The 23,758-nt window shown below is 38.0% G+C and carries 30 protein-coding genes and 2 pseudogenes; 8 read left to right on the forward strand and 24 right to left on the reverse strand.

Annotated elements, in window-relative coordinates:
• Positions 1 to 36: 36 nt before the first annotated feature.
• The 6 genes from CAPGI0001_RS08340 to CAPGI0001_RS08365 all read right to left on the reverse strand — a co-directional run bounded on the left by CAPGI0001_RS08340 (position 37) and on the right by CAPGI0001_RS08365 (position 4,506).
• Positions 37 to 468 (reverse strand): energy transducer TonB, encoded by a 432-nt coding sequence (locus CAPGI0001_RS08340; protein ID WP_002668933.1) that lies wholly within the window; start codon positions 466 to 468, stop codon positions 37 to 39.
• 51 nt (positions 469 to 519) lie between these two features.
• On the reverse strand, positions 520 to 948 hold the full coding sequence (locus CAPGI0001_RS08345) for an energy transducer TonB (RefSeq protein WP_040360078.1): 429 nt from the start codon (positions 946 to 948) through the stop codon (positions 520 to 522).
• A gap of 90 nt (positions 949 to 1,038) precedes the next feature.
• The gene (locus CAPGI0001_RS08350; RefSeq protein WP_002669046.1) at positions 1,039 to 1,674 is read right to left on the reverse strand and encodes an NAD(P)H-binding protein; all 636 of its coding nucleotides are present in this window, start codon (positions 1,672 to 1,674) and stop codon (positions 1,039 to 1,041) included.
• 21 nt (positions 1,675 to 1,695) lie between these two features.
• Positions 1,696 to 2,676: a carboxylesterase family protein gene (locus CAPGI0001_RS08355; RefSeq protein ID WP_002668874.1), complete on the reverse strand. Its 981-nt coding sequence runs from the start codon at positions 2,674 to 2,676 to the stop codon at positions 1,696 to 1,698.
• A 137-nt stretch (positions 2,677 to 2,813) separates the two neighbouring features.
• Positions 2,814 to 3,827 (reverse strand): SDR family oxidoreductase, encoded by a 1,014-nt coding sequence (locus tag CAPGI0001_RS08360; RefSeq protein ID WP_002669061.1) that lies wholly within the window; start codon positions 3,825 to 3,827, stop codon positions 2,814 to 2,816.
• A gap of 112 nt (positions 3,828 to 3,939) precedes the next feature.
• Positions 3,940 to 4,506 (reverse strand): Crp/Fnr family transcriptional regulator, encoded by a 567-nt coding sequence (locus CAPGI0001_RS08365; RefSeq protein WP_002668957.1) that lies wholly within the window; start codon positions 4,504 to 4,506, stop codon positions 3,940 to 3,942.
• A 133-nt stretch (positions 4,507 to 4,639) separates the two neighbouring features.
• Here CAPGI0001_RS08365 and CAPGI0001_RS08370 point away from each other — a divergent pair.
• Positions 4,640 to 6,219 (forward strand): annotated as a pseudogene (locus tag CAPGI0001_RS08370) (Na+/H+ antiporter).
• Positions 6,220 to 6,314: 95 nt separating this feature from the next.
• Here CAPGI0001_RS08370 and CAPGI0001_RS08375 read toward each other — a convergent pair.
• From CAPGI0001_RS08375 to CAPGI0001_RS08435, 14 genes are all read right to left on the reverse strand, one after another.
• Entirely contained in the window at positions 6,315 to 7,205 is an 891-nt protein-coding gene (locus CAPGI0001_RS08375; protein WP_248601309.1) for a hypothetical protein, read from the reverse strand.
• A 17-nt stretch (positions 7,206 to 7,222) separates the two neighbouring features.
• Positions 7,223 to 7,789: a hypothetical protein gene (locus tag CAPGI0001_RS08380; RefSeq protein ID WP_002668985.1), complete on the reverse strand. Its 567-nt coding sequence runs from the start codon at positions 7,787 to 7,789 to the stop codon at positions 7,223 to 7,225.
• Positions 7,790 to 7,867: 78 nt separating this feature from the next.
• A complete protein-coding gene (locus CAPGI0001_RS08385; RefSeq protein ID WP_002669133.1) occupies positions 7,868 to 8,404 on the reverse strand; it encodes a DUF4303 domain-containing protein in 537 nt (178 codons plus the stop codon).
• A 285-nt stretch (positions 8,405 to 8,689) separates the two neighbouring features.
• The gene (locus tag CAPGI0001_RS08390; protein ID WP_002669142.1) at positions 8,690 to 9,754 is read right to left on the reverse strand and encodes a hypothetical protein; all 1,065 of its coding nucleotides are present in this window, start codon (positions 9,752 to 9,754) and stop codon (positions 8,690 to 8,692) included.
• Positions 9,755 to 9,906: 152 nt separating this feature from the next.
• Positions 9,907 to 10,452: a tetratricopeptide repeat protein gene (locus CAPGI0001_RS08395; protein WP_002668799.1), complete on the reverse strand. Its 546-nt coding sequence runs from the start codon at positions 10,450 to 10,452 to the stop codon at positions 9,907 to 9,909.
• A gap of 164 nt (positions 10,453 to 10,616) precedes the next feature.
• On the reverse strand, positions 10,617 to 11,555 hold the full coding sequence (locus CAPGI0001_RS08400) for an SIMPL domain-containing protein (protein ID WP_002668982.1): 939 nt from the start codon (positions 11,553 to 11,555) through the stop codon (positions 10,617 to 10,619).
• An 8-nt stretch (positions 11,556 to 11,563) separates the two neighbouring features.
• Positions 11,564 to 12,040: a hypothetical protein gene (locus CAPGI0001_RS08405; RefSeq protein ID WP_002668809.1), complete on the reverse strand. Its 477-nt coding sequence runs from the start codon at positions 12,038 to 12,040 to the stop codon at positions 11,564 to 11,566.
• Positions 12,041 to 12,051: 11 nt separating this feature from the next.
• Positions 12,052 to 12,996: a hypothetical protein gene (locus tag CAPGI0001_RS08410; RefSeq protein WP_002668903.1), complete on the reverse strand. Its 945-nt coding sequence runs from the start codon at positions 12,994 to 12,996 to the stop codon at positions 12,052 to 12,054.
• 5 nt (positions 12,997 to 13,001) lie between these two features.
• The gene (locus CAPGI0001_RS13160) at positions 13,002 to 13,178 is read right to left on the reverse strand and encodes a hypothetical protein (RefSeq protein ID WP_002668845.1); all 177 of its coding nucleotides are present in this window, start codon (positions 13,176 to 13,178) and stop codon (positions 13,002 to 13,004) included.
• A 71-nt stretch (positions 13,179 to 13,249) separates the two neighbouring features.
• Positions 13,250 to 13,918: a DUF421 domain-containing protein gene (locus tag CAPGI0001_RS08415; RefSeq protein WP_002668819.1), complete on the reverse strand. Its 669-nt coding sequence runs from the start codon at positions 13,916 to 13,918 to the stop codon at positions 13,250 to 13,252.
• A 25-nt stretch (positions 13,919 to 13,943) separates the two neighbouring features.
• Entirely contained in the window at positions 13,944 to 14,729 is a 786-nt protein-coding gene (locus CAPGI0001_RS08420; protein WP_002668998.1) for a DUF481 domain-containing protein, read from the reverse strand.
• A gap of 94 nt (positions 14,730 to 14,823) precedes the next feature.
• On the reverse strand, positions 14,824 to 15,798 hold the full coding sequence (locus CAPGI0001_RS08425) for a transporter (protein WP_002668890.1): 975 nt from the start codon (positions 15,796 to 15,798) through the stop codon (positions 14,824 to 14,826).
• 9 nt (positions 15,799 to 15,807) lie between these two features.
• The gene (locus tag CAPGI0001_RS08430; protein WP_002669134.1) at positions 15,808 to 16,422 is read right to left on the reverse strand and encodes an endonuclease III domain-containing protein; all 615 of its coding nucleotides are present in this window, start codon (positions 16,420 to 16,422) and stop codon (positions 15,808 to 15,810) included.
• A gap of 22 nt (positions 16,423 to 16,444) precedes the next feature.
• Positions 16,445 to 17,419: a hypothetical protein gene (locus tag CAPGI0001_RS08435; RefSeq protein ID WP_002669015.1), complete on the reverse strand. Its 975-nt coding sequence runs from the start codon at positions 17,417 to 17,419 to the stop codon at positions 16,445 to 16,447.
• Between the two features lie 116 nt (positions 17,420 to 17,535).
• Here CAPGI0001_RS08435 and CAPGI0001_RS08440 point away from each other — a divergent pair, with 116 nt between their 5' ends.
• The 3 genes from CAPGI0001_RS08440 (at position 17,536) to CAPGI0001_RS12975 (ending at position 18,404) form a co-directional block, all read left to right on the forward strand.
• A complete protein-coding gene (locus CAPGI0001_RS08440; protein ID WP_002668849.1) occupies positions 17,536 to 17,769 on the forward strand; it encodes a hypothetical protein in 234 nt (77 codons plus the stop codon).
• A 68-nt stretch (positions 17,770 to 17,837) separates the two neighbouring features.
• Positions 17,838 to 18,188, forward strand: coding sequence for a hypothetical protein (locus CAPGI0001_RS08445; RefSeq protein ID WP_040360083.1), 351 nt, complete (start codon positions 17,838 to 17,840; stop codon positions 18,186 to 18,188).
• A gap of 3 nt (positions 18,189 to 18,191) precedes the next feature.
• Complete coding sequence (locus tag CAPGI0001_RS12975; RefSeq protein WP_002669062.1) at positions 18,192 to 18,404, forward strand: hypothetical protein; 213 nt, start codon at positions 18,192 to 18,194, stop codon at positions 18,402 to 18,404.
• On the opposite strand, the pseudogene CAPGI0001_RS13370 reads toward CAPGI0001_RS12975, so the two are convergent.
• From CAPGI0001_RS13370 to CAPGI0001_RS08465, 4 genes and pseudogenes are all read right to left on the reverse strand, one after another.
• Positions 18,334 to 18,597, reverse strand: a pseudogene (locus CAPGI0001_RS13370) (transporter); the annotation flags it as partial. The gene CAPGI0001_RS12975 and the pseudogene CAPGI0001_RS13370 sit on opposite strands and share 71 nt — an antisense overlap.
• Before the next feature lie 186 nt (positions 18,598 to 18,783).
• Positions 18,784 to 19,326, reverse strand: a complete 543-nt coding sequence (locus CAPGI0001_RS08455) for a hypothetical protein (RefSeq protein ID WP_002668951.1) — start codon at positions 19,324 to 19,326, stop codon at positions 18,784 to 18,786.
• An 11-nt stretch (positions 19,327 to 19,337) separates the two neighbouring features.
• Entirely contained in the window at positions 19,338 to 20,129 is a 792-nt protein-coding gene (locus tag CAPGI0001_RS08460) for a hypothetical protein (RefSeq protein ID WP_002669084.1), read from the reverse strand.
• 19 nt (positions 20,130 to 20,148) lie between these two features.
• Positions 20,149 to 21,654 carry a DKNYY domain-containing protein gene (locus CAPGI0001_RS08465; protein WP_155813463.1) on the reverse strand — a complete coding sequence of 502 codons (1,506 nt, stop codon included), beginning with the start codon at positions 21,652 to 21,654 and terminating at the stop codon, positions 20,149 to 20,151.
• Between the two features lie 162 nt (positions 21,655 to 21,816).
• Between CAPGI0001_RS08465 and CAPGI0001_RS08470 the strand changes: the two genes are divergently transcribed.
• The 4 genes from CAPGI0001_RS08470 (at position 21,817) to CAPGI0001_RS08485 (ending at position 23,692) form a co-directional block, all read left to right on the forward strand.
• Positions 21,817 to 22,050 (forward strand): hypothetical protein, encoded by a 234-nt coding sequence (locus tag CAPGI0001_RS08470; protein ID WP_002668939.1) that lies wholly within the window; start codon positions 21,817 to 21,819, stop codon positions 22,048 to 22,050.
• Between the two features lie 69 nt (positions 22,051 to 22,119).
• Positions 22,120 to 22,470 (forward strand): hypothetical protein, encoded by a 351-nt coding sequence (locus tag CAPGI0001_RS08475; protein ID WP_002668868.1) that lies wholly within the window; start codon positions 22,120 to 22,122, stop codon positions 22,468 to 22,470.
• 3 nt (positions 22,471 to 22,473) lie between these two features.
• Positions 22,474 to 23,355 carry a hypothetical protein gene (locus tag CAPGI0001_RS08480; RefSeq protein ID WP_002668881.1) on the forward strand — a complete coding sequence of 294 codons (882 nt, stop codon included), beginning with the start codon at positions 22,474 to 22,476 and terminating at the stop codon, positions 23,353 to 23,355.
• Positions 23,336 to 23,692 (forward strand): hypothetical protein, encoded by a 357-nt coding sequence (locus CAPGI0001_RS08485; RefSeq protein ID WP_002668838.1) that lies wholly within the window; start codon positions 23,336 to 23,338, stop codon positions 23,690 to 23,692. The genes CAPGI0001_RS08480 and CAPGI0001_RS08485 overlap by 20 nt, the downstream gene beginning before the upstream one ends.
• Positions 23,693 to 23,758: the final 66 nt, after the last annotated feature.

The following is a 23,758-nucleotide window of genomic DNA, read 5'->3' on the forward strand; positions in this document are numbered from 1 at the left end:
TGATTAATGACAAGTGATTATTCTTTACTTTTCACTCTATTCGGTGATTCTAAATACGATAGGATAGTTATAGAGAATATTTACAGGCTTGCCTCTTAGTAAGGCTGGGGAGAGCTGAGGGAATCCGTCAAATATCCTACAGGCTTCTTCTTCCAAGAGGGGATTACGCCCTATAATTTCTTTTATAGAAAGAATACCCTTTTTATCTATCCTAAGGGCTACTATTACTCTGCCTTGAATCTTTTTTTCTACAGCTTCCTGAGGGTACCTAAGATTCTTTATTACCAATTGATCTAAAAAATTCTTAAAAGGTATTTCCTTTGTTTCTCTTGTAATTGTATCTGTTTGTACGTAATAAGGGTGTTTCTCTATCCGGAAAAAAGGAACCTCCTCCTCTTCTTGGGCATATAAAGAGAAAGCTCCGAAGAGCATTCCTATAAGAAATAAATACCTAATAGCTGTCGTCATATATTTCTGTATTGAAAGGCAAAAGTACAATTTATTTTCTATATAAAGTGGTTAGTAGTCAATTTTGAATCTAATAGGATAGCCAATGGTAATGCTTACAGGCTTACCTCCTTGTAGGGCTGGGAAGAGCTGAGGAAATCCATCAAATACCCTACAAGCTTCTTCTTGTAGGAGAGGATTACCCTCCCTTATTTCTTTTATAGAAAGAATCCCTTTTTCATCTATTGTGAGTATTACAATTACTATGCCTTGAATCTTTTCTTCTATACCTCTTTCTGGATATTTTAATTTTTTTGTCACCCATTGGTGTGCAAAATTACTGAAAGGGATTTCCTTTTTCTCTCCTGTAAGGGTATCGATTTTTAAGTAATAAGGTTGCTTATCTATCCGTGTAGAAGGAATATCCTTCTCCTCTTGGGCATATAATGAGAATGTCCCCAAGATCATTCCTATAAAAAACAAGTTTCGGATTGTTCTCATATTTCTCTCATTAGCGAAGGCAAAAGTACAATTTATTTTCTATATACACAAGTCTGTAATCTGTAATCGGAGGTCAGTATTCAGTGATCATTATAAAAAGATCTCATCAAGGGTAAAAGTATGTACCCCCTCAGTGGCTGTGGCTACTTCACGGCGCATTCTCTGAGCCAAAACGTTCGTTGGCATAGGGCGATACCGCTTGAAAAGTCCTATTTTGTTGAGCAGTACAATCATTTTTAGTCCGAATTGTTCCCCTTTCCTATCCGACCCTTTGCGCACTAAAACTGAGGGTTGGAAGATAAGTAATCGTGTAAACTCAAGGGCTTTCACAGCCTCTTCCAACTGCCCTTTCATTCGATTATAGAACAACTTGGATTGTGCTTTAGCTCCTGCTGCCGAGACGAGTACAAAGGTGGGTACTCCATTGACTTTACACTGCTGGGCAAAGGCGTACTGATAGTCGTAATCTACCCGCCATTGGGCTTCTTTGCTACCTGCAACGGCTAAGGTGGTGCCTAAGCAAGAGAAAGCCACATCGCCTTGCAACAAGTCTGCCCACGCCTCAGGGGTATCAAAATTGACCACGTGAGCGTGTAGCTTGGGGTGGGTGAGGGCTAAGGGTTTGCGCACAAAGCAATGCACTTCGGTATAAGTGTCGTCGTTTAATAGTAGTGTTACTAAATCTTTTCCGGTGGCGCCTGTAGCGCCGATGATAAGTGCTTTCATTTTTAGGTAAGAGATAATTTTCTACTTGTGTTGGCTTAGCAACCAATCGCGTACGGTTTTTAGCTGATAAGCATAGTCAAAGGCATACATGTGTTCACCGGCTTCGGCTTTTTTTGTAAATCCGTTGGGCAATACGGTGCCTTTTATGAATTGTACGATATTTTTATCAGCTCCTTTTTTAAGTAATTCCTTGATGGCTTGTTCTTTTTGCTTTTCAGGAAGATTGGCAGCAAACTTGGTGGTTGCATAAGCGATATTCTCCTGAGTAAAGAAAGTCTCCATTTGTTGCATAATAGGGGCTGCTTTGTCTAATTCGGAGGCTATATAAAAGAACTTTTGTTTGGGTAAAACCTCTTTAAGCTGCTGGAAATCCCAATGCGTGCCTACATACAAAGAGGCTGCGAACAAGTCGGGGTAATGTACATTGAGGTAAAAGGAAATCATTCCTCCCATTGATTGCCCAGTGGCGTATACCCTATTGCGGTCGATAGCATACTTTTTTAGAATCTCTTGCAAAAGGTGATACGTGGTAGGTACTTCATCGGTTACCTCGTAAGCATCATTAGTAGCAGCTTCTTTTCCTTTGTAAGAAGGTACAAGAACGAAACAAGGGTGCTCTTTTTGAGTTTCATCGGTAGCCCAAATAATCCCTCCATAGCCTTGTTTAAGAGGAGCTATCACCCCTTTGCCTACGGTACTTGCATCTGCCATAAAAAGCACTAAAGGATATTGCTTATTAGGGTCGTAATTCTTAGGCGTAAACAGATTATATTGCATAGTTCGCCCAGTAAGAGTGTCGTTAAAAGATAATTGTTTAAACTTAGGCGCAATTTCTTCTCGCAAGGCAAAGAGTGTATCGTCATAACTCTTATCAAATCCGCCGTATTCACCCGTCCAACGACTTACCTCGGGCAAGGTAGGTGAAGTAGAGGTCTGTTTTTGACTATTGCACCCCACAAGGGCAACGGCAAGGCATATCACCAATTTGTTTATCTTTTTCATAAAATACTGTTTTTTTAAATTAGATTGTTATTTGTTGGTGCAAAGATACAAAAAAATATTAGTGATTAGTTTTTAGTTGCTTGCTAACAACTGAAAACTAACCACTAACCAAATAATTCTATTTAAAATTTATTGCCTTACTTTATCCAATTGTTTTCTCGATACCAAGCTATAGTATCTTTTAAGGTTTCAGCAAAAGGACGAAAACTCACTCCTAATTCGCGCGCACTTTTTTCGTGGCTAAACCGTGTGCAATCGTATTCATCTTCAATGCCTTTTACACTGGCACGGCTCAGTAGAATAGGCTTTTTAGTAAGGAAGTGATAGAACTCATTTAGGTAAGCAATCGTCCATAACAAGGCGTTAGGAATTTTTCGTGTAGGCATCGGGACGCCACTCACTTGGGCAAGTGCTACCATAATCTCTCGCATTTCCATATGTCGCCCTGCTGCTAAGTAACGCTCGCCTCGCCTCCCTTTTTCCATTGCTAAAATTTGATGTTCTGCTACATCTCTTGCATCTACCGGACTAAAACTTGCTTTCATTACCCCTGGTAATTTCTTCTGTAAGAAGTCTAAAATGAACTGTCCTGAAGATGTAGGTCCCATATCGGCAGGGGCAAACATCCATCCTGGTAGTACGAAACAAGCAAATATATCGGGGTGTGTATCCAAAAAAGACAAAACAGCTTCATCACTTAGGATTTTACTGCGATAATAATCATTGCTTGTGTTAGAACTGCGCAACATCGTCTCATCTATCACTTGTCCTCGCTTGCCTTCGAGTACACCGATACTCGAGGTGTGTACCACTCGGCGAACTCCTTCCTCATAAGCTACTTGTAATAGATTTTTTGTACCGACGACATTGGTGTTGTATAAGGTTTGCCAGTGCTTGCCTCCTTTGAGTGCATCACGAAAGAATGCCGCCGTATGAAACAAGGCATCGCACCCTTTCAAGCCTGCACGGTAGCTTTCAGGTTGCAAAATATCACCTTCTACAAAATTAATTTTTAAGTTGCCAAACATTTTAGCAGCTTTCTCTCTACTGCGTACCAATGCCGATACTTCAATATTACGTGCTACCAAAGCGCGAACGATTTGTCCACCCAATAACCCTGTAGCACCTGTTACAAATGCGTGTTTTATCATAGTGTTAATAATGATTTAGGATTGTTAATTTTCGGGGGCAAAAGTACGGCGAGTAGGCAACTGCTACCAATGAGGTACATCACTTTTTTGGTGTGAGGTATGTCACAGAAAATTATGAATACAACCTACTGAGGGTCTCGCGCGAGACACCTAAATAAGAGGCTATAAGACTTTTCGGGAGACGTTGTAAAAGGGAAGGATAGAGTTCTAAAAACTGTTCATAACGGGTGCGAGCATCATTGCTCAGGAGCGAGAGAATGCGCTTTTGTAGCGCTATATAGCCCATATTGCTTTTCTTGCGCACAAAAGTATTGATTTTAGGGAGCTCATCGCATAGCTTTTCCTTGTCTTCATAAGAAATAGCCAGTAGTTGGCAGTCCTCCAAACAAGTAATGCTTAAGGTAGCTTCTTTGTGGAGGAAAAAAGCCTGATAATCGCTTACCCACCAGTCTTCCATAGCAAATTGCAGAATATGCTCCTTTCCGCTAGAGTCTATTTGAGAGACTTTTAGCAGTCCACTCACTACCCAATATTCATAAGGTATCAGCGCGTTCTCCCGCACCAAAAACTGATGTTTTTTCAGGGAACGCTCTACAAAGTAGGAGGCGACAAGCGCAAATTCTTCATCGCTTAAAGGAACTATTTTCTCTATATGAGAACGCAATAAATGAATGTTCATAAAATGTTCAATATTTAACGTCAAATCCTGCTGAGGGTGGGGGATAGGGGTCGCAAAGATACAAAAAAAATACTCGTGGGTTATGGGTGAAAAGTATTTTTTACTATTTTTGTTGCCTCATAACTTATAAACTATGGTACAATACTTCCCTTATTTATTACTCCTAATGGTAGTTATTATGCTACTGATAATGTTTGCAAACCGACTTAAAGTGGCTTACCCTATCCTATTGGTTTTAGGAGGTTTAGCGATTAGTCTTATCCCTAATGTACCTACCATTACACTCAACCTCGATTTGGTGCTCATCATCTTCCTGCCTCCACTCTTATATGCTGATGTTTTTTCGCTGTCGCTAAAAGAGATGTGGAAATGGCGACGCATAATCTTTAGTTTTGCTTTTATCGTAGTGTTTATCACAGCGGCTGTGGTGGCTTGGGTAGCCAATATGGTATTCCCTGGGTTTTCATTAGCCTTAGGCTTTCTTTTAGGAGGAGTGATAGGCTCTACTGATGCTGTGAGTGCTTCAGCAATTATGAATTTTGTAAAGGTGCCTAAACGCATCAGTACAATAATAGAAAGCGAGAGTTTGCTCAACGATGCCTCTTCACTGATAGTGTTTAGGTTTGCTGCTTTGGTGGTTACTACCGGTCAGCTGGTGTGGACAGATATGGCATTGAATTTCCTTTGGGTGGTTATTGGGGGAGCTCTTATAGGATTGGCTATTGCTTGGGTGATGAGCAAAATGTACAAATATCTCCCTACCGATGCTAATATGGATGTTATCCTATCTGTTATAGCGCCTTACATAATGTATATTGTGGCAAACGAAATGGGAGCTTCGGGGGTGTTGGCAGTAGTGGCTGGGGGTATGTATATGTCGCTCCACCTTACTAGCATTTTTGCTGCCTCCACACGCAACAAAGGGGTGGCGGTATGGGGTATTTTAGGTTTTATACTCAATGGTCTTGCCTTTATGCTGATAGGACTTGCTTTGCCTGAAGTACTCGAAGGTATAGAAGCCGAAGGTATGAGTCTTGCTACAGCTACAAATTATGGGTTGCTCATTACAGGGGTAGTGGTAGGGGTGCGACTGCTATCATCTTATAGATCATACTCATTACTCAAGTAATGAAACACTTTATCACAGTAGCCGACAGGCGAAACCCTAGTACTCGGGTGCCTTTGGTACTAGGTTGGGCGGGAATGCGCGGGGTGCTTTCACTCGCGGTAGCGCTTTCTATTCCTCTAACTTTAGAGAACGGCGAGCCTTTTCCGCATCGCAGCCTGATTCTCTATATTACTTTTATAGTGATATTGGCAACCCTACTCGTACAAGGGCTTAGTTTGCCAGCCCTTATTCGTTGGGCAAAATACCCTGATTATGAAGACCATATTCCTGAAGCTGAAGCCGAAAGTCTTATTCGGAAATCTTTAGCGCAAGCTGCCTTAGATTATATGCAAAAGCATTACAAAGAAGGAATAACGGATAGTTTTCTATTACAGAATCAGAAAGATATATGGCAATACCAACTCGATTTGCCTAAGTGCAATACTACTCCTGAAGTGCGAAAGAAATACGTCGCTATTTTGCATCATCAGCGGGAGATATTGCACCAACTGAATAAGAACCCACGTATTGATGAGGAGCAAATACGCAATTTCCACCGACAGTTGAATTTAGAAGAAGAGAAATGGGAAGTGTGGGAGGTTTAAATTACATAGAAATATATTTAATAAAAAACTTTGCCAAAGGTCGTGAGGGTCTCTACAACCTTTGGCAAAGTACATAATATTTAAATAGGAGATTCTTATTTTACCATATAGATAAGACCTAAATAGATATCATCCTTTATTTGTAACAGCTGATAATGGAGATGTTTATTAGTATATAGGCTGATATTTCCAAAAGATTCTATTATTTCAGAATCGTTCTCATAATAGGTTGTAGGTTTCTTTGAAAGTTCTTTTTGATTCTTGATGTAAGAAAATCTGGTTTTTAATCGAAAAGTATGAGGCTTGGTTTTTACCTCAAAATACAAAATAGTTTCATATTTATTTCCTTTGGTTTTATAGCTTTCTACATACATAGGTTTAATATCCTTACGCTCAAGAGTTTCTCTCTTAAGGAAATGCTGGGAACTTCCATCAAAGATATCGGGAATATCTTGTTGTACTTCCAAGGTGTCCTTATTCTGCATACGCTCTCCTAAGGAATTGTATTTCTCTATATGGTTAATAACAGATAGCTCGCCGCGTTCCATAGGTATTGATTTATCATAGATGACCAGTTCGTTTTGAGGATTGAGGTAGATACCTCTTGCAAAGTGATGAATATCTTCGGGAAGTCTCATAAGGTATTCAGATCCTTCTATGCGCGATATTCTATGGTCTGATGTAGAATGATAGTTTTTATAGATCTTGGGCAGGGTTAATCTCTCATATACTTTAGAAAAAGTAACTCCCAGAGTCCCCATCATAAATTTAAAGAAAACAATAGTACAGATTACAGCAATGGCTCCTACTATTTTTTGATTATAAGCAAAGGAATAGCATATCCACACCCCCAATAGAAAAGGAACAGGAAAAAATAACAAAGATATTTCTCTATCATAGCTGGATGTAAACTTCGAAACAAGGAAGATATAAAAGGCTGCCAGAGCGATTCCGGCTAGTAGAGAGAAAAAAATAATAAAAAGCATTTTTTTTGTATTTTTTTTCATAATTTATAAACTTCTATATCGGCATTAGGGTTGTATTTTCTGATAAGCCTTTCCAAATAAGGATAAGCGCTGGTATATACCTCAAATTTGGTAGTTTCGGGTGATTGAATCTCTACCAAAAAGCTGCCTCCCCTTGCATAGTGATAGGCTACTTTTTGTACTTTTTTAGGGTCAATTTCTTTGATTTCAAAGAGGGTAAATAAATAGAGCCTGTCACAACAAATTACAAAGGTAGGAGCGTATTTGTAGTAAAAAGATAAGGAAGATTGCGCTTGTAATAAGAACTGAAATTCCTCTTCAGTCATCTGTTCTATGAGTTCTTGTAGCCTTTTAATTCTTTTTTTTATCCGATAAAAGACAAAGCAATATAACAATAATGCTATAATTATTACCGAGAAAAAAGGAGAGCTGGGAATGTCAGATAATGTCTTTTCTTTTATAACTGTTTGATTTACAATAAAAATAGTTAGCACTACTATCGCAATAGCAATCGTGGTGACAACTGAAAACCTCGTATACTTTTGTATACCTTCAATATATTTTAGTCTATCAAGAGAAAGCATCTTAAGAAAAATTATGGGTAGAAAAATAGTTTTTCACTACAAATGTACGTTATTTCTTTGAATCACACAAAGATTCATTTAACTAAATATAGAAAGCCATTCCTCAATGTTATCAGGATTGTTGAAAGATAAGGCTCTTTGTAGGTCGGTGTCATCAGGGGGCATTAGTTCTACGTTGATATACACTTGTTCTCGTGGTTGGTTGAGGGCAAAAATACCCGTCTCGTCAAGTTTTTTCATCGCATATACCATAGCCGCAAGTCGCAAGTCGTATTCCTCATTCCATTGCTCCTCATTGTTGTAATCCATAAGCGAGTCGCGCTGCTCAAACAATTGTACCACCTGCTGAAAATATTCCTCATAACCAAAAGCGTAATAGGGGCTATCGGCAAATGAGTATTTGTAGTATGGTATTTCCTCTTCGGGGATAGATTTTTCATTTACCAATCGCTCTAAGGCTTCCACCGAACACGCCGCAATACAAGGGGGAAGCGCCTCCCCCGTAGTGAGTAACACACAATAGTAATAATGCTCTCCGTTTTCAAAGAGTTTTAAAAATGCTTTTTTGGCAGCCTCAAAAATAGCATCGCCTAATAGTTGTAGTTCGGGGGTCATTTTGTTTATTTAAAAAAATCTTCTACTTCTTCTATTATATCATCTAATTCACTTTTGAAAATCTCTTTATAGCGCTCCTCACTCTGTATCATTTGGAGCAGGCTCCTCAGTTGTACTCCGTCATCAAGTTCATAAGTGCCCATTCCTCAATATACCTTCCGCATTTTAATAGCTTCTTAAATATTTCATCATCAGCACTTTCCATACGATATAAGATATTATTTTGTCGCAAAAATACACTTTTTTTTGCGACAAAACTAATACCTAAAACCTGATGTCTGAACTCTATACTTTCTTCAAAAAAGATTCTTCTTCATCACTTACTACCACTACAAAGTCATCGGTGGAGGGAATACCCAATGATGCCCATTCTTCTTTGAGGCGTTTGGCGCAAGCGACTAATAGTTTCGTGGCGGCACTGCTCTTTTCTTGCATCTCGGTTTCTTGATTGAAAAGGTCAAAGAGAGCAGCGTCTTCTTCGTTGGGTTCTATATCTATCGTATGAGCATATTCGGCTGTGTTCCAAAGGTAGTGTTTTGCCTCTTTGCCATACTTTTGGTATTCTTGTCTTTCGCTTTCAGTACCAAAGCCTATTCTTGTGGGCAGTATATTTTGGTAGTCAAACGATAGGTTGATACAATACAAGGGCTCTTTTACAGGATATGCCTTAATGGTAGGCACCAATAGGGCATAGTAGCGTTCCGCAGCTTTTTCAGAGAGGGCTTTATAACTGATTTTCTTATCCTTCTTCTGATAGCATACATAGCCCGTTCCGCTGGTAATACTATTGAGTTTTCCCAGCATATCATAGGTATAGAGAAGGGCATTATCAATGGGTTTTAAATAATAATCTAATCCCTTTTCCTCCTGACGAATGAGTTTGTCCCCCTCATAGTACATAATCTTTTCTCTCCAAGTTTTACTATTATCGAAAGCAGAGTAAGCAGAGTGGATTGATTGTAAGAGTCCCTCCTTATAGATGAATATGTTCACACTTAAACATTCTTTCTTAACATAAGAATTAAAGTGATAATTGATAATTTGGTTTTCCTCACGGAAATAGAAGTCTTCGTAACATTCGTCTCCATATCCGATATAAGAGCGTTCTAGGATAATCTCGTCATTGGCATTCACGCCATACAAGTATTTATCATCGGTCTTTTCAGGAGTTTCTTTTAGGATTTTACTCTTGGGAAACTTGTGTTCTTCAAAATAAAAAGGCTCTAAAGAAAAGTATCCCACGCCTCCTGCTGCCCAAAACCAACGCACTACTTGTGCCTCTATTTGGGTTTTCAACGTTGGGTAATCCGCTTGGGCTTGTTCGTAAAGTTTTATTGCTTTTTCGTTCATAGGGTTTTATTTGTAAAATGATTAAAGGTTACTAAGTTTTTTCCAGTCTTCAAGGGCTTGTCTGTTTGCCCGATGTTCTGATAGAGGATAGATAAGATCTTCTTCGTTTAGTTTTTTAAGTCGGGTAAGGTACATTTTTTCATATTTTGCCATTAGTTTCTCGTCACCTTTTTGCTTGTATATCTCTTTGAGGTAGAAAAAGGTTCCCAATCCTTATTAGCTACAGTATATTTGCCTGCCTCTACCGCCTTAAGGAACTCTTCTTCAGCTTCTTCTATACGCCCCAAATGGAATAGCGCACCCCCTAAAGCAGTACCATAGTAGGCTTTTTGTTTCTCGTCAATCCACCCATTGCTATTTTTATTGAGCGCTTTTTCGAGCCAAGGAATAGCTTCTTCCCATTTAGCTTGATGAAGATACATATTCCCATAGTTATAGAAGATATAGTTTAGAGTAGTATATCCATTTTCAGTTATGTATTTTAAGGCTTTAGCAGCCATTGCTTCCGCTTTGTCATATTGGGCAACATCTGCCAATACACCAAAATAATCCCCAAAAAACATAGCCCTATCAAAGGTATCCGAGAGTTCTGTCTCTACCTTAGGGCAGAGCGTTTCATAGATAGCTAGTGCCTCTTCATATTGGTTGGCTCTTTTTAGAGACTTAGCTGTGTCCCATTGTTTGATTATTGGATTCATTTTATTTTTAGTTTTTAATTGCCACTATTGAGATTGCTAGAAACCTACTCCAAACAAAGCATTATGCCACCGCTGGCGCGATTCAGATACTCGTACCAACGGTGAATAATTCGCTTGGACTTACTTTAAGAGTTTTATTGCTTGTTATCTCATTATGGAAGTTGCTAAGGCAAGTTTATCTTCTTGAGTTCGCCAGCAGGGGTTAGCAATAGTGCCTCTTTAGCTTTATTTTTATCAGGGCGATTCACACTCATTTTTATTTCATAGACCACTTGTATCATAGGTTCTACGATAATAGGGTTGAGTACCACATCAAAATCTCGATTAGCAATAGGTTGGTAATACTGAGTAGTAGACTTGTTGGCTTGCACCACATTGCCTGCTCGCTTGCCTTGTAAGGATGCACTACTATAGGCTTCGTAGCTACTATATTGTTCGGTAGGGTAAATGTGGAAAAAACCATCAACAACCTTCTTTTCAGCGGAGGCAAAGCTCTCCCCAAGGGTCGTTTCATAGACCTTTTGCTTTTCAGCAAAGGCAGATTTCACCTTGTCCTTAAGTTCTTTTTTTATGGTCTCTAACTGGCTACTGTAGTAGTCCATACGTACAAGGTCATAAATCTCATTATTAGCCAGTAGAGTGATTAACTCATTGAGTCGGGAGGCTTCATTGATTTTGATATGTAAGTTTTGCTTGAGTTCAAAGCCCATAGGCACTTCATTGTAGGTGCGCTTGCTAAAGACTTTCTTCTCGGTCTCGTATTCGTACATAGGCACGAACGAAATCATATCTACAAAGATTTCAAAGTTTTTAGCCTTAAGAGCCGATAGGGCAGACGAAAGACGCTGAACCATCAGTTGCGTAGCTTCTTCAGCCGTTTTGCCTACTTGCACTACGCTAAAAATAGCTACAAAGGCATCGGCTTTGATATTAGCCAGCCCTTTGGCAGAGACCACCATTTCGTAATTGGTAGGGAAATCGAGCGAAAAATTGTTGTTTTCCCTATTACTTTGATTTCTGTTCTGATAATTGAGATTGCCAGAAGCCTGCCCAAAACCGAGCATTGTGCTCATAAGGGCTACGGATAAAAAGAAATGTTTCATATTATTTATTATTTAATATTTAGCGGTATGATAGCTCCTACTGAAAAGCGGAATTTGCCCGTGTCAAAAGGATAGTTGTCACTCATTTTACCCCAAGGGAAGCCGTAGCCTGCTTTTACATAGAAAAAGAGGATTTGGAAACCTGCTTCGGGAGCAAAGTAATAGGGGGAGAAATTCAGCTGAGGGCGAAATAGCAAGACAGGAATATCTACTAAACCACCGTGTGACTCATCCGCTCTGATCCAAGCCGAGAGTTGTGCTTCGGGGATAGCAACTAATCCGTTTTCCGAACGGAAGTTGCCCGCCAATCCCGCAAATAGTGCCAACTTATTGCTGTCGTAATAGGTGAAATGTACTCCTAACTGTCCGTAGCTACTACCTTGTTTGAGGTAACTCGCATCTATAATCAGGATTTTGTCTTTCGAGGTTTGCGCTACAGCAGGGAGTGTTGCCCATACACATAGCAGTAAAAAGAGTTTTTTCATTATATTTCAATTTATTTTTTCAACATAAGTATATTGACCTCTTGAATAAAGAAGTTCAGGTTTTGGTTCAGCGAATGTATCACCGATTGCATTTGGTCAAACATCTCAGCACGAGTATGCAAATCACCCGCATTATAGACGCCTCCATCGCTAAAAACCACTGCTTTTAGCGCCTTCTCTTTGTCATTGTCAAAAAGATGTCTAATCCATCTCTTTTGTGTATTCCGCAAAACAGAACTCTCTCCTGAGTTGGTAAAACGAGGTTCGTTAAGCATATACCATACAAAAGGAGGAAACTCTATGTCATTTTTCTCAGTGATAAAACAACGCAACAGATTGCGAGGGTGTTGTAGCACTACTTTTTTTCCCTTCGGGTTAAGGGTGAGAAAACTCAAGCCTGCCCCCAGCACCCCACTGCCTACAGTGACCCCTTTGTTCCAATTGTCATCGGCTATATAAGCTCCTGCCACCGCCGAGGCCGCTCCTACAAGTATGGAGGCAACTGTAAGGCGCGTAACATTCTTGTCATTGATGTTACTTAGCGTAGTAGCTATTTGGTCTATGCGTTCTTCTTCGCAATCCAATTCCGCAGTTACCGAATTCATTTGTGAGAAAATAGCGTTAATCTTGCTATGGATCTCTATTTTTAAGGTATTGCGTTTTAGTTGTGCCTGCTCAGAAGAATCATCGGCCAAGGCAATTAATGACAATAGAGCCTCATCGGTATCGGAGGCATAAGCAATAAGAATATTTCTAGAGGAAAGTTTTCCTTCAAAAAGTTTTTTGCCCAAAGCAAGCTTTGCTTCATCAACTTCTATAGGAGCCTCTTTTTCCTTTGTCATTGTATACGGCGGAGGAACACAATAGTCATCAGGAACCTTTATCTTCCTGGAAGAAGTACAACCTATACAGAGCAAGAGGATAGGTAAAAAAAGGTATTTGTAACCAATATTCATAAAATCTAATTTTCGTATTTTTCAAGTATATTACTCACCATCAAAGCAATCAAATAAGCTATCACCAAACATGTATCCCCTACAATTGCCAGAGGAAACAAGAGGATTGTCCTCAACGTACCCCAAAAGGTCTTTTGGCGTTTCTCTATCAGATGCAGGGTGATGAATATATTCAAGTTCATAATATCTGAATAATTGGGAGCAAATATACAAAAAATTAGCTAATTAACACTTATGTTAATCAGCTAATTTTCTAATTATTATAGGGAACTACTTTTACCTGTCCTCCATAATATTCTGCTAAGAATATCTCTGGGACACTTTCATAGCCTTGCTTGTGGAGCTCTTCCAGTAGCCATTCTTCTGTTTTATCCACATCTTCTAACACCCCTTTATGGATAATACCATCGGTGATAATGGGATATTTAGGATTCTCCTCACCTGCCAATACAACAATCAGTTCACCGTTCTGTTCCAGTACCGCTCTTTTCACATTCTGGATATAATAGACACCCTCTTTGCGGAGCTTAAAGGCAAGATCGTGTGCCGTGATTTTAGCCTTCTTACAGGCTGCTATGTCTATCTTACCACGATTGATCACAATCACCGCTGTTCCGTCTATAAAATGCCTAAAGGCAAGAATTTTGGTCTTAAGCTTTCGTAATCCTATAATAAGAAATGCCCAAATAACCAGGACAATGGCAAACTGGAAGAGTGTAATGGCAGGACTATAAATCACCCCCCCGATGATACCCCCCAGTACGTAATTCTGTACCTGATCCATGGCGGAAGTAGGCGCCAAGTTTCCCTTACCAGACTTATTGATAACCAGAGCAATAGCCAACAATCCTAAAAGCAATTTTAGAAATACATCCAAGTAGAAGAATTCTTCTCGGGTTTCTATATAAGGAATAGTAAACATAATACTAATGTGTTAATTTGGTTAATTAAAATGAAACTGTAAGCCCTACTTCAACCGAATGGTAGTCCTTTTTTATAGGGACTATGGGGGCTGTATCGTAGATAAGCCTATAGGCACCACGAATACCTATAGCATTAGTAATACTATAATTCAGGTCAAGAGCTCCTCCAAAACGTGCTTCTTTGAAATAAGTTCTATCGGGCTTTCCCTGATGTATAGCTGTAGTAGTAAGTCCCCATTTCTTAGCCAATTGAAGTTTGTAGCTCAGTGACAAATGGGTCTTGAGACTTCGGCTATAGGCGTGCTCAGGAGTATTGGCATCAGGGGTAGGGTGTTGCCATTTTTCATACTCGAAGAACAATCCCAAAGCGACAAACATCAAGGACGAATTGGTGTTCACCAGTCGATAGCGTGATTGCAGCCCAGAAGAAATCTTATGAATCATTCCCCTACTCTCCGCCCACTGTGATTCCACATAAGGGTATACCTCAAAAGCATGATCCAAGAGGTAGCGGTATTCCATATGTACATATCCTCCACTTAGGATCACCTGCTTACCATAAGTAGAAAGTTCAAACTTGTTGATGACATTGATCACCCTATTATGATTGATAAGCAAGTTGAGATTGGCCGTATTTTTAAACGTAAAAATATTTTCTTTCTCGGTTTTAAAATCTATCTCAGGCATCAGACTCCCTTGTAGGGTTTTGGTACTATCTATGGTCATCGTGAGATTTTCAGAGAACAGCATTTGTGAATAGGCAGTAACCGAAGATAGCAGTACTAATAATAGATAAAGTAATTTTTTCATTGCATTAAAAACTTTTCTTTTTCAGGGGGCAAAGATAAAAATTTTTTTAATTATCAAATAGGGTAAATAGGCAATTAAAAATACTGATTTATCCTCAAGCCTTGTATTTGCCTTTTTTCCATATTTCAATAGAGTTGATGATATTCTGCCAAAGAATATAACAACCTGGCCCTACGGTAGAAAGCGGATGCAAATAAGTAGCCGCTATCCATATAGCAAAGGCGGTATTCTTCTGTCCTAAGGCTTGTCCCGATTCTATGGAAGTGCCAAAAAATCTGCCTATATAACGCCCTACAGCATATTGGAGCAGACATAACACTAATCCCGAAAATCCTATGAGCAACAGAAATAATACACTTGTCCCTGCGTGAAAAATGTTCTTGAGGGTAGTGCCGGTAACTATCATCAACGAGCAACCCCAGAGATAAAAAGAGAGGTCTGGGATATGGATAAGCCACTGATGAAACCGACGTAATTGTAGCAAACTTTTAGTAAGAAGTGCCAATAACATCGGTACAACCAGCACCAAACATACCTTCTGCATTATCAGCGAGAAAGCTCCCCAAAAGGTCATTTGCGAGGCTGGTTCTATCAGCGGAAAACACACAGGGATAAGCAATGCACAAAGCAGGTTCGAGAGAAAAGTATAAGTAGTCATCTGCTCCAAATTGCCACCGAGCTTGAGAGTTACTACGGCAGCCGCCGCTGCACACGGACTTATAATACAAGCGAGTATGCTCTCTAAAAGTATTAGTTGCTTCCCACTGATATGGAAAAAGAGAATAGCTCCTACAATGCTTACTACAAAAAGTAACTGACAAGCGGTCGTCCAAAAATGCCACTTCACAGGTGCTAATTTCTTAAAATCGACCTTGCAAAAGGTAACATACAGAATGAGAAACATAAATAGCGGCAATATACTGTTGAACAAGGGAGCAAACCACTGCGAAGCCCCCTCCAAAGCTGGTACATAGTAAAACACCAAATATGCCACTGCTCCTATACCCATAGAGAAGGGGAGCGTCCAAGTACGAGCCACACGGGCTATCAAAAGAAGAATACGATTCATTTGTACTAATTATTCTATCAACCATTGTTCATCGGTAAAACCTTTGCGGTAAGCCTTGCCGTGTACATCAATCACAGCGTGCCATTCTTGACAGGTTTCTAAAGGAATTTCAGCTACTAAGGGCATACATTCTTCGCGGAGGGCTTTATAAGTCTGTGCAGTAGAGAGATTCAGGCGGTTCAAAAGTCGTATAGCGTACTGGTCGGCTATGAACACCTTTCGCTCAAAAATGTACAACAACATTGCATCGGCAGTTTCTTCGCCCACACCTTTGATAGAGAGCAATTCTTTGCGAAGCTCCTCAGTAGGGATAGCCTCAAACTTTTGTAAGGAAGCTCCGTGCGACACGTACCATTCCATCAGGGCTTTGATGTAAGTGCTTTTTTGCTTGTAGAAGCCTGCCGGACGTATATATTCCTGTAAAGTGTTCAGTTCCATAGCGTGTAAAGCCTCTACCGATATGTTACCCTCTAAGTTAGCAAGCGCTTTTTCGGTATTCTGTTGGGTAGTTTGTTGAATGAGAATCATCGAAATCCAGTCGGTAATGCGATTGGGGTCATTCCACCAATGTTGCTTGCCGTAATGGGCTAATAATTTATTGAAAACTTTGGCTTTTTGAGACATAAAAGCTAATGCCTAAGGTGTTTTATAAGTTATTGTAATTACACAAGGATATTTCTTTTAAACCTCTATCGAAAAGAGAAGTTAAGCAAAATTTGCCTGTGATATTTTGGAGTTTGTGTTTTGTCATCCCTTTAGGTAAGAAAATATTGCTATATTCGCGAGTGGTGAGCGAAAAGACTTTTTGGTTACCCTTCCAATCATCTGTTTTAAAAACAGGTGTTAGTATTACATATTCAGAATCAGTGAAACAGCCATTTACACCGCGTTTTTTATGATCGGTATGCAAATTGTCCGATTCGATAATTTTCTCGATTACCTTTCCTTCGGCAGAGATTTGTGCGAGCGCATAATAATCCATTCCCCATTTATTGACCGATGAAGCGCTTTCACCCGGAATGAAGGCGTAGATTTTTTTATCCGATATTTTAAGACTGTCTATTTTTGGAGTATCGGAGGTTCTGTTGTCACAATGCGTAAATGCTTTTTTATCTATTTTTGAAAAAGATTTCCATTTGGCAGTTTTTGCTACCTCATCAAATTCTAAAAGGGCAAAACATCTTGCATTGCCGTAATAAACTTCATTTTCAAAGCAAACGGGAATCGTTTGGCTGTCGGATATATTTTGAAAATACCGCTGTTCAGCTTTCTCTGGTACAATGTTATACCTTAGTAATGATTTATTTTTTATCGGAATGAGTGCTGGTGACGAATGCATATCTGAGTAATACCGCACTTCTTCTGCCGAAATGATGATGGCAAACCCTTCTTTATATCTGAAGAGCATAGGATAATCTCTGTTGGATGTTGGGTTGTATTCAATAGGAATCTTTTTGACGCCTTCGGTTGAAAGGAAAAGGACGTAATATTTATGCCAATCGGTATTATCGGAAGTTAGGATTACGGCAGTGCCATTGGGTAGTAAAGTTGAAGCATAAACAAATGAGAATTCATTGTCAAATTCCCATTTTCTCAAAAGTGTTAGTTTAAAATCGTTCATATCCTTTTCTTTTTTGCTGACAATTTACTTGGCAAAAGTAGTAAATAATTTTCTAATTAGAAAATTAGAAAATTGACTAAATTATTATTATCTTTGTGGCTTAAAAATCACATAGTATGGAATTGGAAGTAGGTAAAAACTATCGCATAAAAAATGATATTTTCAGCTTTAAAGCGGGTGAAGTTTGGTCGTTAGTAGATGAGGGATACCAAGCGTACTTCGGCGAACACAATTTTGTATTCGTTAATGCCGAGAAAAATTGTCACTTTATGGTATTACGAAATACTTCCGATGAAGATATGGAAATAGGATGCCATTTGGATAGGTATTTTGAGGAAATTGAAGAGTAGAATATCGGTAATTGTCAATTATGAAATTATCACTATCTTTGCACCCTTTAAAAAAAGCACTCAAAAAGATGAAGAAAAGATTTTTGATAGCAGCGTTATTCGCGTTATTTTTAGGAGGTATTGCCGTGGCACAATCTCAAGAGCAACCCTCAACCCTTGCCGAGCTACAAGCTGAAAAAGAAAGATTGGAAGCCAAACTTGTTAAAGTCCTCGAAGACAAAGAAAATGCAAAAAATTCTTTAACAGGCAAATACGCAGATGTAGCGTTTGCTTTTAATAGGCATATCAGCAAAAAGCAAAAAAAGTTTGCTAAGACTGTCGAACGAGGTGCCAAACGCCAAGAAAAACAAATCAAAAAGAAATTGAAAAAACTCAACAAACGCATTGAGGAAATAAAGAAAGAGGAAATAGCAAATTAGCAAATGAAAAGACTACTCCCTTTATTATTAGTCCTCCTTTGGGGACAAAATATACTATGGGCGCAAAAAGCATTATTAGTTAGAACACAATACGAAAGCTATGCCACAGACAATGAAACCGATTCACTACTCCCCGAAAGAAAGGAATGCTCATTACAAAAAGTAACTGACAAGCAGTCGTCAAAAAATGCCACTTCACTGGAGCTAATTTCTTAAAATCGACCTTGCAAAAAGTAACATACAGAATGAGGAACATAAACAGCGGCAATATGCTGTTAAAGAAGGGTGCAAACCATTGCGAAGCCTGCTCCAAAGCTGGTACATAATAAAATACCAAATACGCCACTGACCCTATCCCCATTGAGACGGGGAGCGTCCAATCTTTTATAAAATGAAGAATTCTAGACATTGTAATTAAAAAAAACAGATTATATTCGTCTATTAACTTTAAAATGGTTGTAAGAAAAATAAACTTTTCAGTAAAATATAGCTATCTAACTAATACTCATTAAGTTATATCAATTAGGTTACTTGATAGCTCCAATCATCAAGTAATATTACTTTACATTCTTCTATATAAAAACATATTCACTAATTATGAGATTTTTCTATTTTTTTGTGTATCAAGACAAAAGCAGAGATTTTGGTCTTCTAAGTCTTTTTCTATATAACATTCTTTTCGCAAGGGATACTCCCAGTCTCCGTTAGGGGTTTTTACTTTCTGATAAGGAGGGACGTATACAATGCCTTTGTCCCAAAGAATGCGGGCATAGAGCACTCCCTCATAATAGATATAATTCACAAAAGGGTTAACTTCTTTTGAGGGATAAGCACGTGTGAAATGGACTCTGCCATCATAATCGCGTAGCGCACCGGCACCTATAAACTTCTGCGTAAAGCACTCCTCATTTCTGCTAATCTCTTTTTCATATAGTTGGCAGAATGCTTGAGAGTCGTTTTGATATAAGTGATACTCTTCAGCACTTATGCGATAATAGCGGTTATAGTCTACGATCCAAGGAACAAGTACCGCCATTAGGTATGTTTCGAGAGCTTTGCAATATCCTAAAGTAAAGAATTTTTTTTGGTCTACGAGCTCTTGGGTGAGATTTATGTGTTCTATAACTTTTATTTCCATTTTCAAAATCCTTACAAGATAGTATAATTATCTGTTATTTTGACATTGTTGCGAGTAAAAAAAGCCTTTAGTAAAAGATAGTTATCAACGCTGAGTTTGATGCATAGTATGAATGTTCGGCCATTGAAAACCTTCATACGAGGGTGGATTTTGGTTTCTCTTGAGCTTTCTTTCAAAAAAAAATAGACGTAGCGAATACTTTTTAAGTCAATAGTCTGTTGGAGAGTTTCTTTATAGAAAATGTAAAGTATCCCATTTCTTATCTCTATAGCATAGAAAGTATCTCGATACTTTTTTCTCAAGTCATAGGCAAAAAGCACTATGATCCCTATTAAAATGCTAATTGCTATAAACTGATAAAAGTATCTTAGTAGTTCTCCAGTTTCTTTACTTCTAATTTCTTTGTTTATAAACCAGAATACAAGCGTATAAAACGAAACAATCAATACAAATACAATTCCTTGAAAAACTCTATCATTCAAAGCTTTCACTCTAATAACGGGAGGAAGTTCTCCTCTTATATATTGTTCATAATGAATGCGTTTGGAGAGTACCCAGCGATGAAAAAGGAAAAAAACTCCTAGAGATACTGCCATAGGTAAGAAAAATATTATCATCACTCCTATAGAGTCATTGTTAAAAATAAAATGAGGGGTTGTCCATAGGAAGGATAAGAGATAGCACCCCACTAGCACAATTAGGATTATACGCCCTATTTTCAATAACTTTTCTCCAAAAAGAGGCTCTCTTTTGGGTTTCTTTTCCTTCTCTTGTTTAGAGTAGTTTCTCTTAGTGCTGTTCATAGTTTCTATATTTTAAAATTTATGAATCAATTTCTACCTTGATATGTTGTTTTTCCAATAATTGTTGCAAATCTTTTATTTTTTCAGTAAGGGCAGCCTCTGTTTCTGTTACTTTTCCAGATCTAACGCAATAAGAAAGTGAAGTACCTTTACTTTTAGTCACAATACGCATTTCTCCCAAAATATTTTTTTCTTTATGGATCATAAAGACTACTTCTTGAATATCTTTAATAAGATAGCGTTTCCCTACCAAATTGTTGATTCTCAAATATTTTTCATCTAATACAAAAGGGTCTATAGTGATGTTGTATTGCCTAAATATAAAGCGGAAGATATAGCTTAAGATCGTTACTATAATAACCAACCATAAGACAAAGTAGCGCTCCCAAAAGGAAACTGTACGAGTTTTGGCTTTTGCTAATACCTGATACTCTTCAGAGGAAAGGACTTTTTGTTTGATTTTGTCTTCAAATTCTAAAGTAGAGGTATTCTTTAGCAAGCAGATTTCAGTAGAGTAGCCTGTCATCCCTTTATATCTTCTCCCTCTAGCTATGTGAGTTCTCGGTCTAAAAAACAATATATTTTTTTCATTATAAAAATAGCCATTATCCTCTTTTTTATATCCTTTAAAAGGATTGCTATCCATTGCTTTTTTGGCTTCTTTTTCCTCTAAATCATAATAATAAACGCCGTTTTCATTGGTAAAAAACAAATGATTGGTATAACTGTTATCACTTATCAGCAAATGATAGTGAGCCTCGTTGGGCATAAAAGGCTTTCCGTCGATAAATACTTTGCCCCCATTGAGGTGATAGAGATACTCAAAATAGCCGTGATTAGAGAAGATATCGGTAACAAGGTCATCGGTAAAAGTTTCATCTAATAGATGGTTTTTGTAAAACACGTGTTTTCCGTCAGAAAAATAGCAAGAAAAGCTTATTTTTTTGGAATTTTTATCACGTTCTCTCAATTCCAAAATAGGGAAAATAGTATCTTTGGCACCTTCTATTTTTTCGCCTTGGTAATAGAAATAGGTACCATCGGTAGAGAGGTAAGGTGAAGAGTTGAGCGCGGAGAACTTTTGTCCGTTTCTGCCGACTTGCTTTATAGGGGGGTAGTCATTAGTGCCAGCTTTAAAGTCAGGGCGAGAAGCACAAAAGTAAGTGTCTTTTCCATCGGTAAAAAGGTCATTGCCTATAGGGGTAATAGGCGGCTGTAAGGGGACGATTTGGTTGTTATGGAAAACGTGTGCTTTATCCCATCCTATTTGTTGGATTCGCAGACTTTTGGGGAATACTTGAAAAGTAGCCGCATCGGCTTCAGGAATAGCTTTATAACCTTTACCTATTATTTTGGTATATATTTTCCCTTGGTATTTATAAAAAAAGGAATCCTCTAAACAATATTGGTAAGAATTCGAGGAGAAATGCTCATCTACTTGATTGTTATCCTTAAATATTATATAAAAAGAAGTAACAACGAAAACTAAGAGACAAGCTATAGCTATACGTGAAAAGCTTATCATATTTAGCCGCTTTTTGCTTTGTTTCCCTTTTAATAATTTATCCATTAGTATTTTTTGTAGTTTATGCAAAGGTACAAAATAATTGACAATTGACAATTGACAATTGACAATTGACAATTAACAAATTATCATTATCTTTGTACTTTAAAAATCATATTAATTATGAGATTGCAAGTAGGAAAAAGCTATCGAGTGTTAAAAGATATTTTTAACTTCAAGACAAACGAAATTTGGCTATTGGCAGATAAAGGCTATCAAATTTACTACGGAGAACACAATTTTGCATTCGCTAATACCGAAAAATCTTGTAGCCATATAGTATTGCGAGATGCCTCAGAGGAAGATATGGAAATATACAGCCATTTAGATAGATATTTTGAGGAAATTGAAGAGTAGAATATCGGTAATTGTCAATTATGAAATTATCACTATCTTTGCACCCTTTAAAAAATATCATACAAAAAGATGAAGAAAAGATTTTTGATAGCAGCCCTATTCACGCTATTTTTAGGAGGTATTGCCACAGCACAATCTCAAGAGCAACCCTCAACCCTTGCCGAGCTACAAGCTGAAAAAGAAAGATTGGAAGCCAAACTCGCTAAAGTTCTCGAAGACAAAGAAAATGCAAAAAATTCTTTAACAGGCAAATACGCAGATGTAGCGTTTGCTTTTAATAGGCATATCAGCAAAAAGCAAAAAAAGTTTGCTAAGACTGTCGAACGAGGTGCCAAACGCCAAGAAAAACAAATCAAAAAGAAATTGAAAAAACTCAACAAACGCATTGAGGAAATAAAGAAAGAGGAAATAGCAAATTAGCAAATGAAAAGACTACTCCCTTTATTATTAGTCCTCCTTTGGGGGCAAAATATACTATGGGCGCAAAAAGCAGTATTAGTTAGAACACAATACGAAAGCTATGCCACAGACAATGAAACCGATTCACTACTCCCCGAAAGAAAGGAGAGCCGTGAATACTATACCTTTTTGCGCTTCAATCGCAGGAAGGATACTTTATTTGTCCATAAAAAAGATACCCCAAAGGATATAGCGCAAAAAGATGCCTTTTCCTACTTCCTCACTACGAAAAAAATAGCTTCCGATAAGCTACAACTACTTATAGGAGATAGAGATAACACCCATACGTTTTTATTTTACCTTGAAAGTCCCGACCTCATACATATAAATAAAGATAGGTATGTACTAAGTGATGAATACAGTCATTTCTTAAGAAAAAAAATATTCAAAAAGAGGGATATTGCGACTATTTTAGATTTTTTAGACGACCAATTCGGGGATTATTTTATAGATACGGAAGTATTTATGATAAGCACTAAGGACAAATACAAAAAGAACCTAAAAATGTATGGAGGCACTGTCCTCAACGAAGCAGATACCACTGTTTATAGTACTTTATATGCAGCATACGATGATAAAGGTCTTCGAATGTCAGGAAAAGTAAATACCAATGTTCCCGAATTACCTTTTTCACTTGACAAGAAAAGAAAATATATAGATGCTGATAAGCTCGTTTTGGAAATAGAGGGACAAACTCCCAAAAATAACACTACTTACACCCAAGAAATCTATTTCTCAGGCGAAAAGTTTATAGAAAAAGGTGAATATACCCAATACGGACTTAATATAACTACGTTTTATACAGAAACTATAGAGAAAATCAAGAATGAAAGATGTAGAAAATAAACAAGTAAAGGTATACCTAAGTAGAGACAGTGTATGTGCAGCCGATGATGTAAACTGTCCCAATCCAGCTACGTTTTATCTACCCGATACTATAGACGAATTTGTACTAATTATGGACAAGATGTTGCCATTTAGAAAGTGGAGATGTTACTTAGGAGAATATAGGGAAGGTATTGTAGGTGCAGAAGATGGAATACTTGTTTGGAAAGAAATAGATAATCACGTTCTTATCTCAAGTTATAAAACTAACAATGAATTTATTGTAACGCACGATAGTGATTGGTATGAAACAATTAAGTCGCACCCCTATTTATATTTTGAATGGTGTTTGGATTAAGAAAACGAAGAATAAAACCCTCCCCACTTATAGTATTCTCTACCAGTGGGGAGGGTTTATTTTATA

The organism is Capnocytophaga gingivalis ATCC 33624 (assembly GCF_000174755.1).
GTDB lineage: Bacteria > Bacteroidota > Bacteroidia > Flavobacteriales > Flavobacteriaceae > Capnocytophaga > Capnocytophaga gingivalis.

Excerpts from the sequence above, each read along its gene's own strand:
- CAPGI0001_RS08340 (WP_002668933.1), bottom strand. The coding sequence starts at position 468 with ATGACGACAGCTATTAGGTATTTATTTCTTATAGGAATGCTCTTCGGA.
- CAPGI0001_RS08345 (WP_040360078.1), bottom strand. The coding sequence starts at position 948 with ATGAGAACAATCCGAAACTTGTTTTTTATAGGAATGATCTTGGGGACA.
- CAPGI0001_RS08350 (WP_002669046.1), bottom strand. The coding sequence starts at position 1,674 with ATGAAAGCACTTATCATCGGCGCTACAGGCGCCACCGGAAAAGATTTA.
- CAPGI0001_RS08355 (WP_002668874.1), bottom strand. The coding sequence starts at position 2,676 with ATGAAAAAGATAAACAAATTGGTGATATGCCTTGCCGTTGCCCTTGTG.
- CAPGI0001_RS08360 (WP_002669061.1), bottom strand. The coding sequence starts at position 3,827 with ATGATAAAACACGCATTTGTAACAGGTGCTACAGGGTTATTGGGTGGA.
- CAPGI0001_RS08365 (WP_002668957.1), bottom strand. The coding sequence starts at position 4,506 with ATGAACATTCATTTATTGCGTTCTCATATAGAGAAAATAGTTCCTTTA.
- CAPGI0001_RS08375 (WP_248601309.1), bottom strand. The coding sequence starts at position 7,205 with ATGCTTTTTATTATTTTTTTCTCTCTACTAGCCGGAATCGCTCTGGCA.
- CAPGI0001_RS08380 (WP_002668985.1), bottom strand. The coding sequence starts at position 7,789 with ATGCTTTCTCTTGATAGACTAAAATATATTGAAGGTATACAAAAGTAT.
- CAPGI0001_RS08385 (WP_002669133.1), bottom strand. The coding sequence starts at position 8,404 with ATGACCCCCGAACTACAACTATTAGGCGATGCTATTTTTGAGGCTGCC.
- CAPGI0001_RS08390 (WP_002669142.1), bottom strand. The coding sequence starts at position 9,754 with ATGAACGAAAAAGCAATAAAACTTTACGAACAAGCCCAAGCGGATTAC.
- CAPGI0001_RS08395 (WP_002668799.1), bottom strand. The coding sequence starts at position 10,452 with ATGAATCCAATAATCAAACAATGGGACACAGCTAAGTCTCTAAAAAGA.
- CAPGI0001_RS08400 (WP_002668982.1), bottom strand. The coding sequence starts at position 11,555 with ATGAAACATTTCTTTTTATCCGTAGCCCTTATGAGCACAATGCTCGGT.
- CAPGI0001_RS08405 (WP_002668809.1), bottom strand. The coding sequence starts at position 12,040 with ATGAAAAAACTCTTTTTACTGCTATGTGTATGGGCAACACTCCCTGCT.
- CAPGI0001_RS08410 (WP_002668903.1), bottom strand. The coding sequence starts at position 12,996 with ATGAATATTGGTTACAAATACCTTTTTTTACCTATCCTCTTGCTCTGT.
- CAPGI0001_RS13160 (WP_002668845.1), bottom strand. The coding sequence starts at position 13,178 with ATGAACTTGAATATATTCATCACCCTGCATCTGATAGAGAAACGCCAA.
- CAPGI0001_RS08415 (WP_002668819.1), bottom strand. The coding sequence starts at position 13,918 with ATGTTTACTATTCCTTATATAGAAACCCGAGAAGAATTCTTCTACTTG.
- CAPGI0001_RS08420 (WP_002668998.1), bottom strand. The coding sequence starts at position 14,729 with ATGAAAAAATTACTTTATCTATTATTAGTACTGCTATCTTCGGTTACT.
- CAPGI0001_RS08425 (WP_002668890.1), bottom strand. The coding sequence starts at position 15,798 with ATGAATCGTATTCTTCTTTTGATAGCCCGTGTGGCTCGTACTTGGACG.
- CAPGI0001_RS08430 (WP_002669134.1), bottom strand. The coding sequence starts at position 16,422 with ATGTCTCAAAAAGCCAAAGTTTTCAATAAATTATTAGCCCATTACGGC.
- CAPGI0001_RS08435 (WP_002669015.1), bottom strand. The coding sequence starts at position 17,419 with ATGAACGATTTTAAACTAACACTTTTGAGAAAATGGGAATTTGACAAT.
- CAPGI0001_RS08440 (WP_002668849.1), top strand. The coding sequence starts at position 17,536 with ATGGAATTGGAAGTAGGTAAAAACTATCGCATAAAAAATGATATTTTC.
- CAPGI0001_RS08445 (WP_040360083.1), top strand. The coding sequence starts at position 17,838 with ATGAAGAAAAGATTTTTGATAGCAGCGTTATTCGCGTTATTTTTAGGA.
- CAPGI0001_RS12975 (WP_002669062.1), top strand. The coding sequence starts at position 18,192 with ATGAAAAGACTACTCCCTTTATTATTAGTCCTCCTTTGGGGACAAAAT.
- CAPGI0001_RS08455 (WP_002668951.1), bottom strand. The coding sequence starts at position 19,326 with ATGGAAATAAAAGTTATAGAACACATAAATCTCACCCAAGAGCTCGTA.
- CAPGI0001_RS08460 (WP_002669084.1), bottom strand. The coding sequence starts at position 20,129 with ATGAACAGCACTAAGAGAAACTACTCTAAACAAGAGAAGGAAAAGAAA.
- CAPGI0001_RS08465 (WP_155813463.1), bottom strand. The coding sequence starts at position 21,654 with ATGATAAGCTTTTCACGTATAGCTATAGCTTGTCTCTTAGTTTTCGTT.
- CAPGI0001_RS08470 (WP_002668939.1), top strand. The coding sequence starts at position 21,817 with ATGAGATTGCAAGTAGGAAAAAGCTATCGAGTGTTAAAAGATATTTTT.
- CAPGI0001_RS08475 (WP_002668868.1), top strand. The coding sequence starts at position 22,120 with ATGAAGAAAAGATTTTTGATAGCAGCCCTATTCACGCTATTTTTAGGA.
- CAPGI0001_RS08480 (WP_002668881.1), top strand. The coding sequence starts at position 22,474 with ATGAAAAGACTACTCCCTTTATTATTAGTCCTCCTTTGGGGGCAAAAT.
- CAPGI0001_RS08485 (WP_002668838.1), top strand. The coding sequence starts at position 23,336 with ATGAAAGATGTAGAAAATAAACAAGTAAAGGTATACCTAAGTAGAGAC.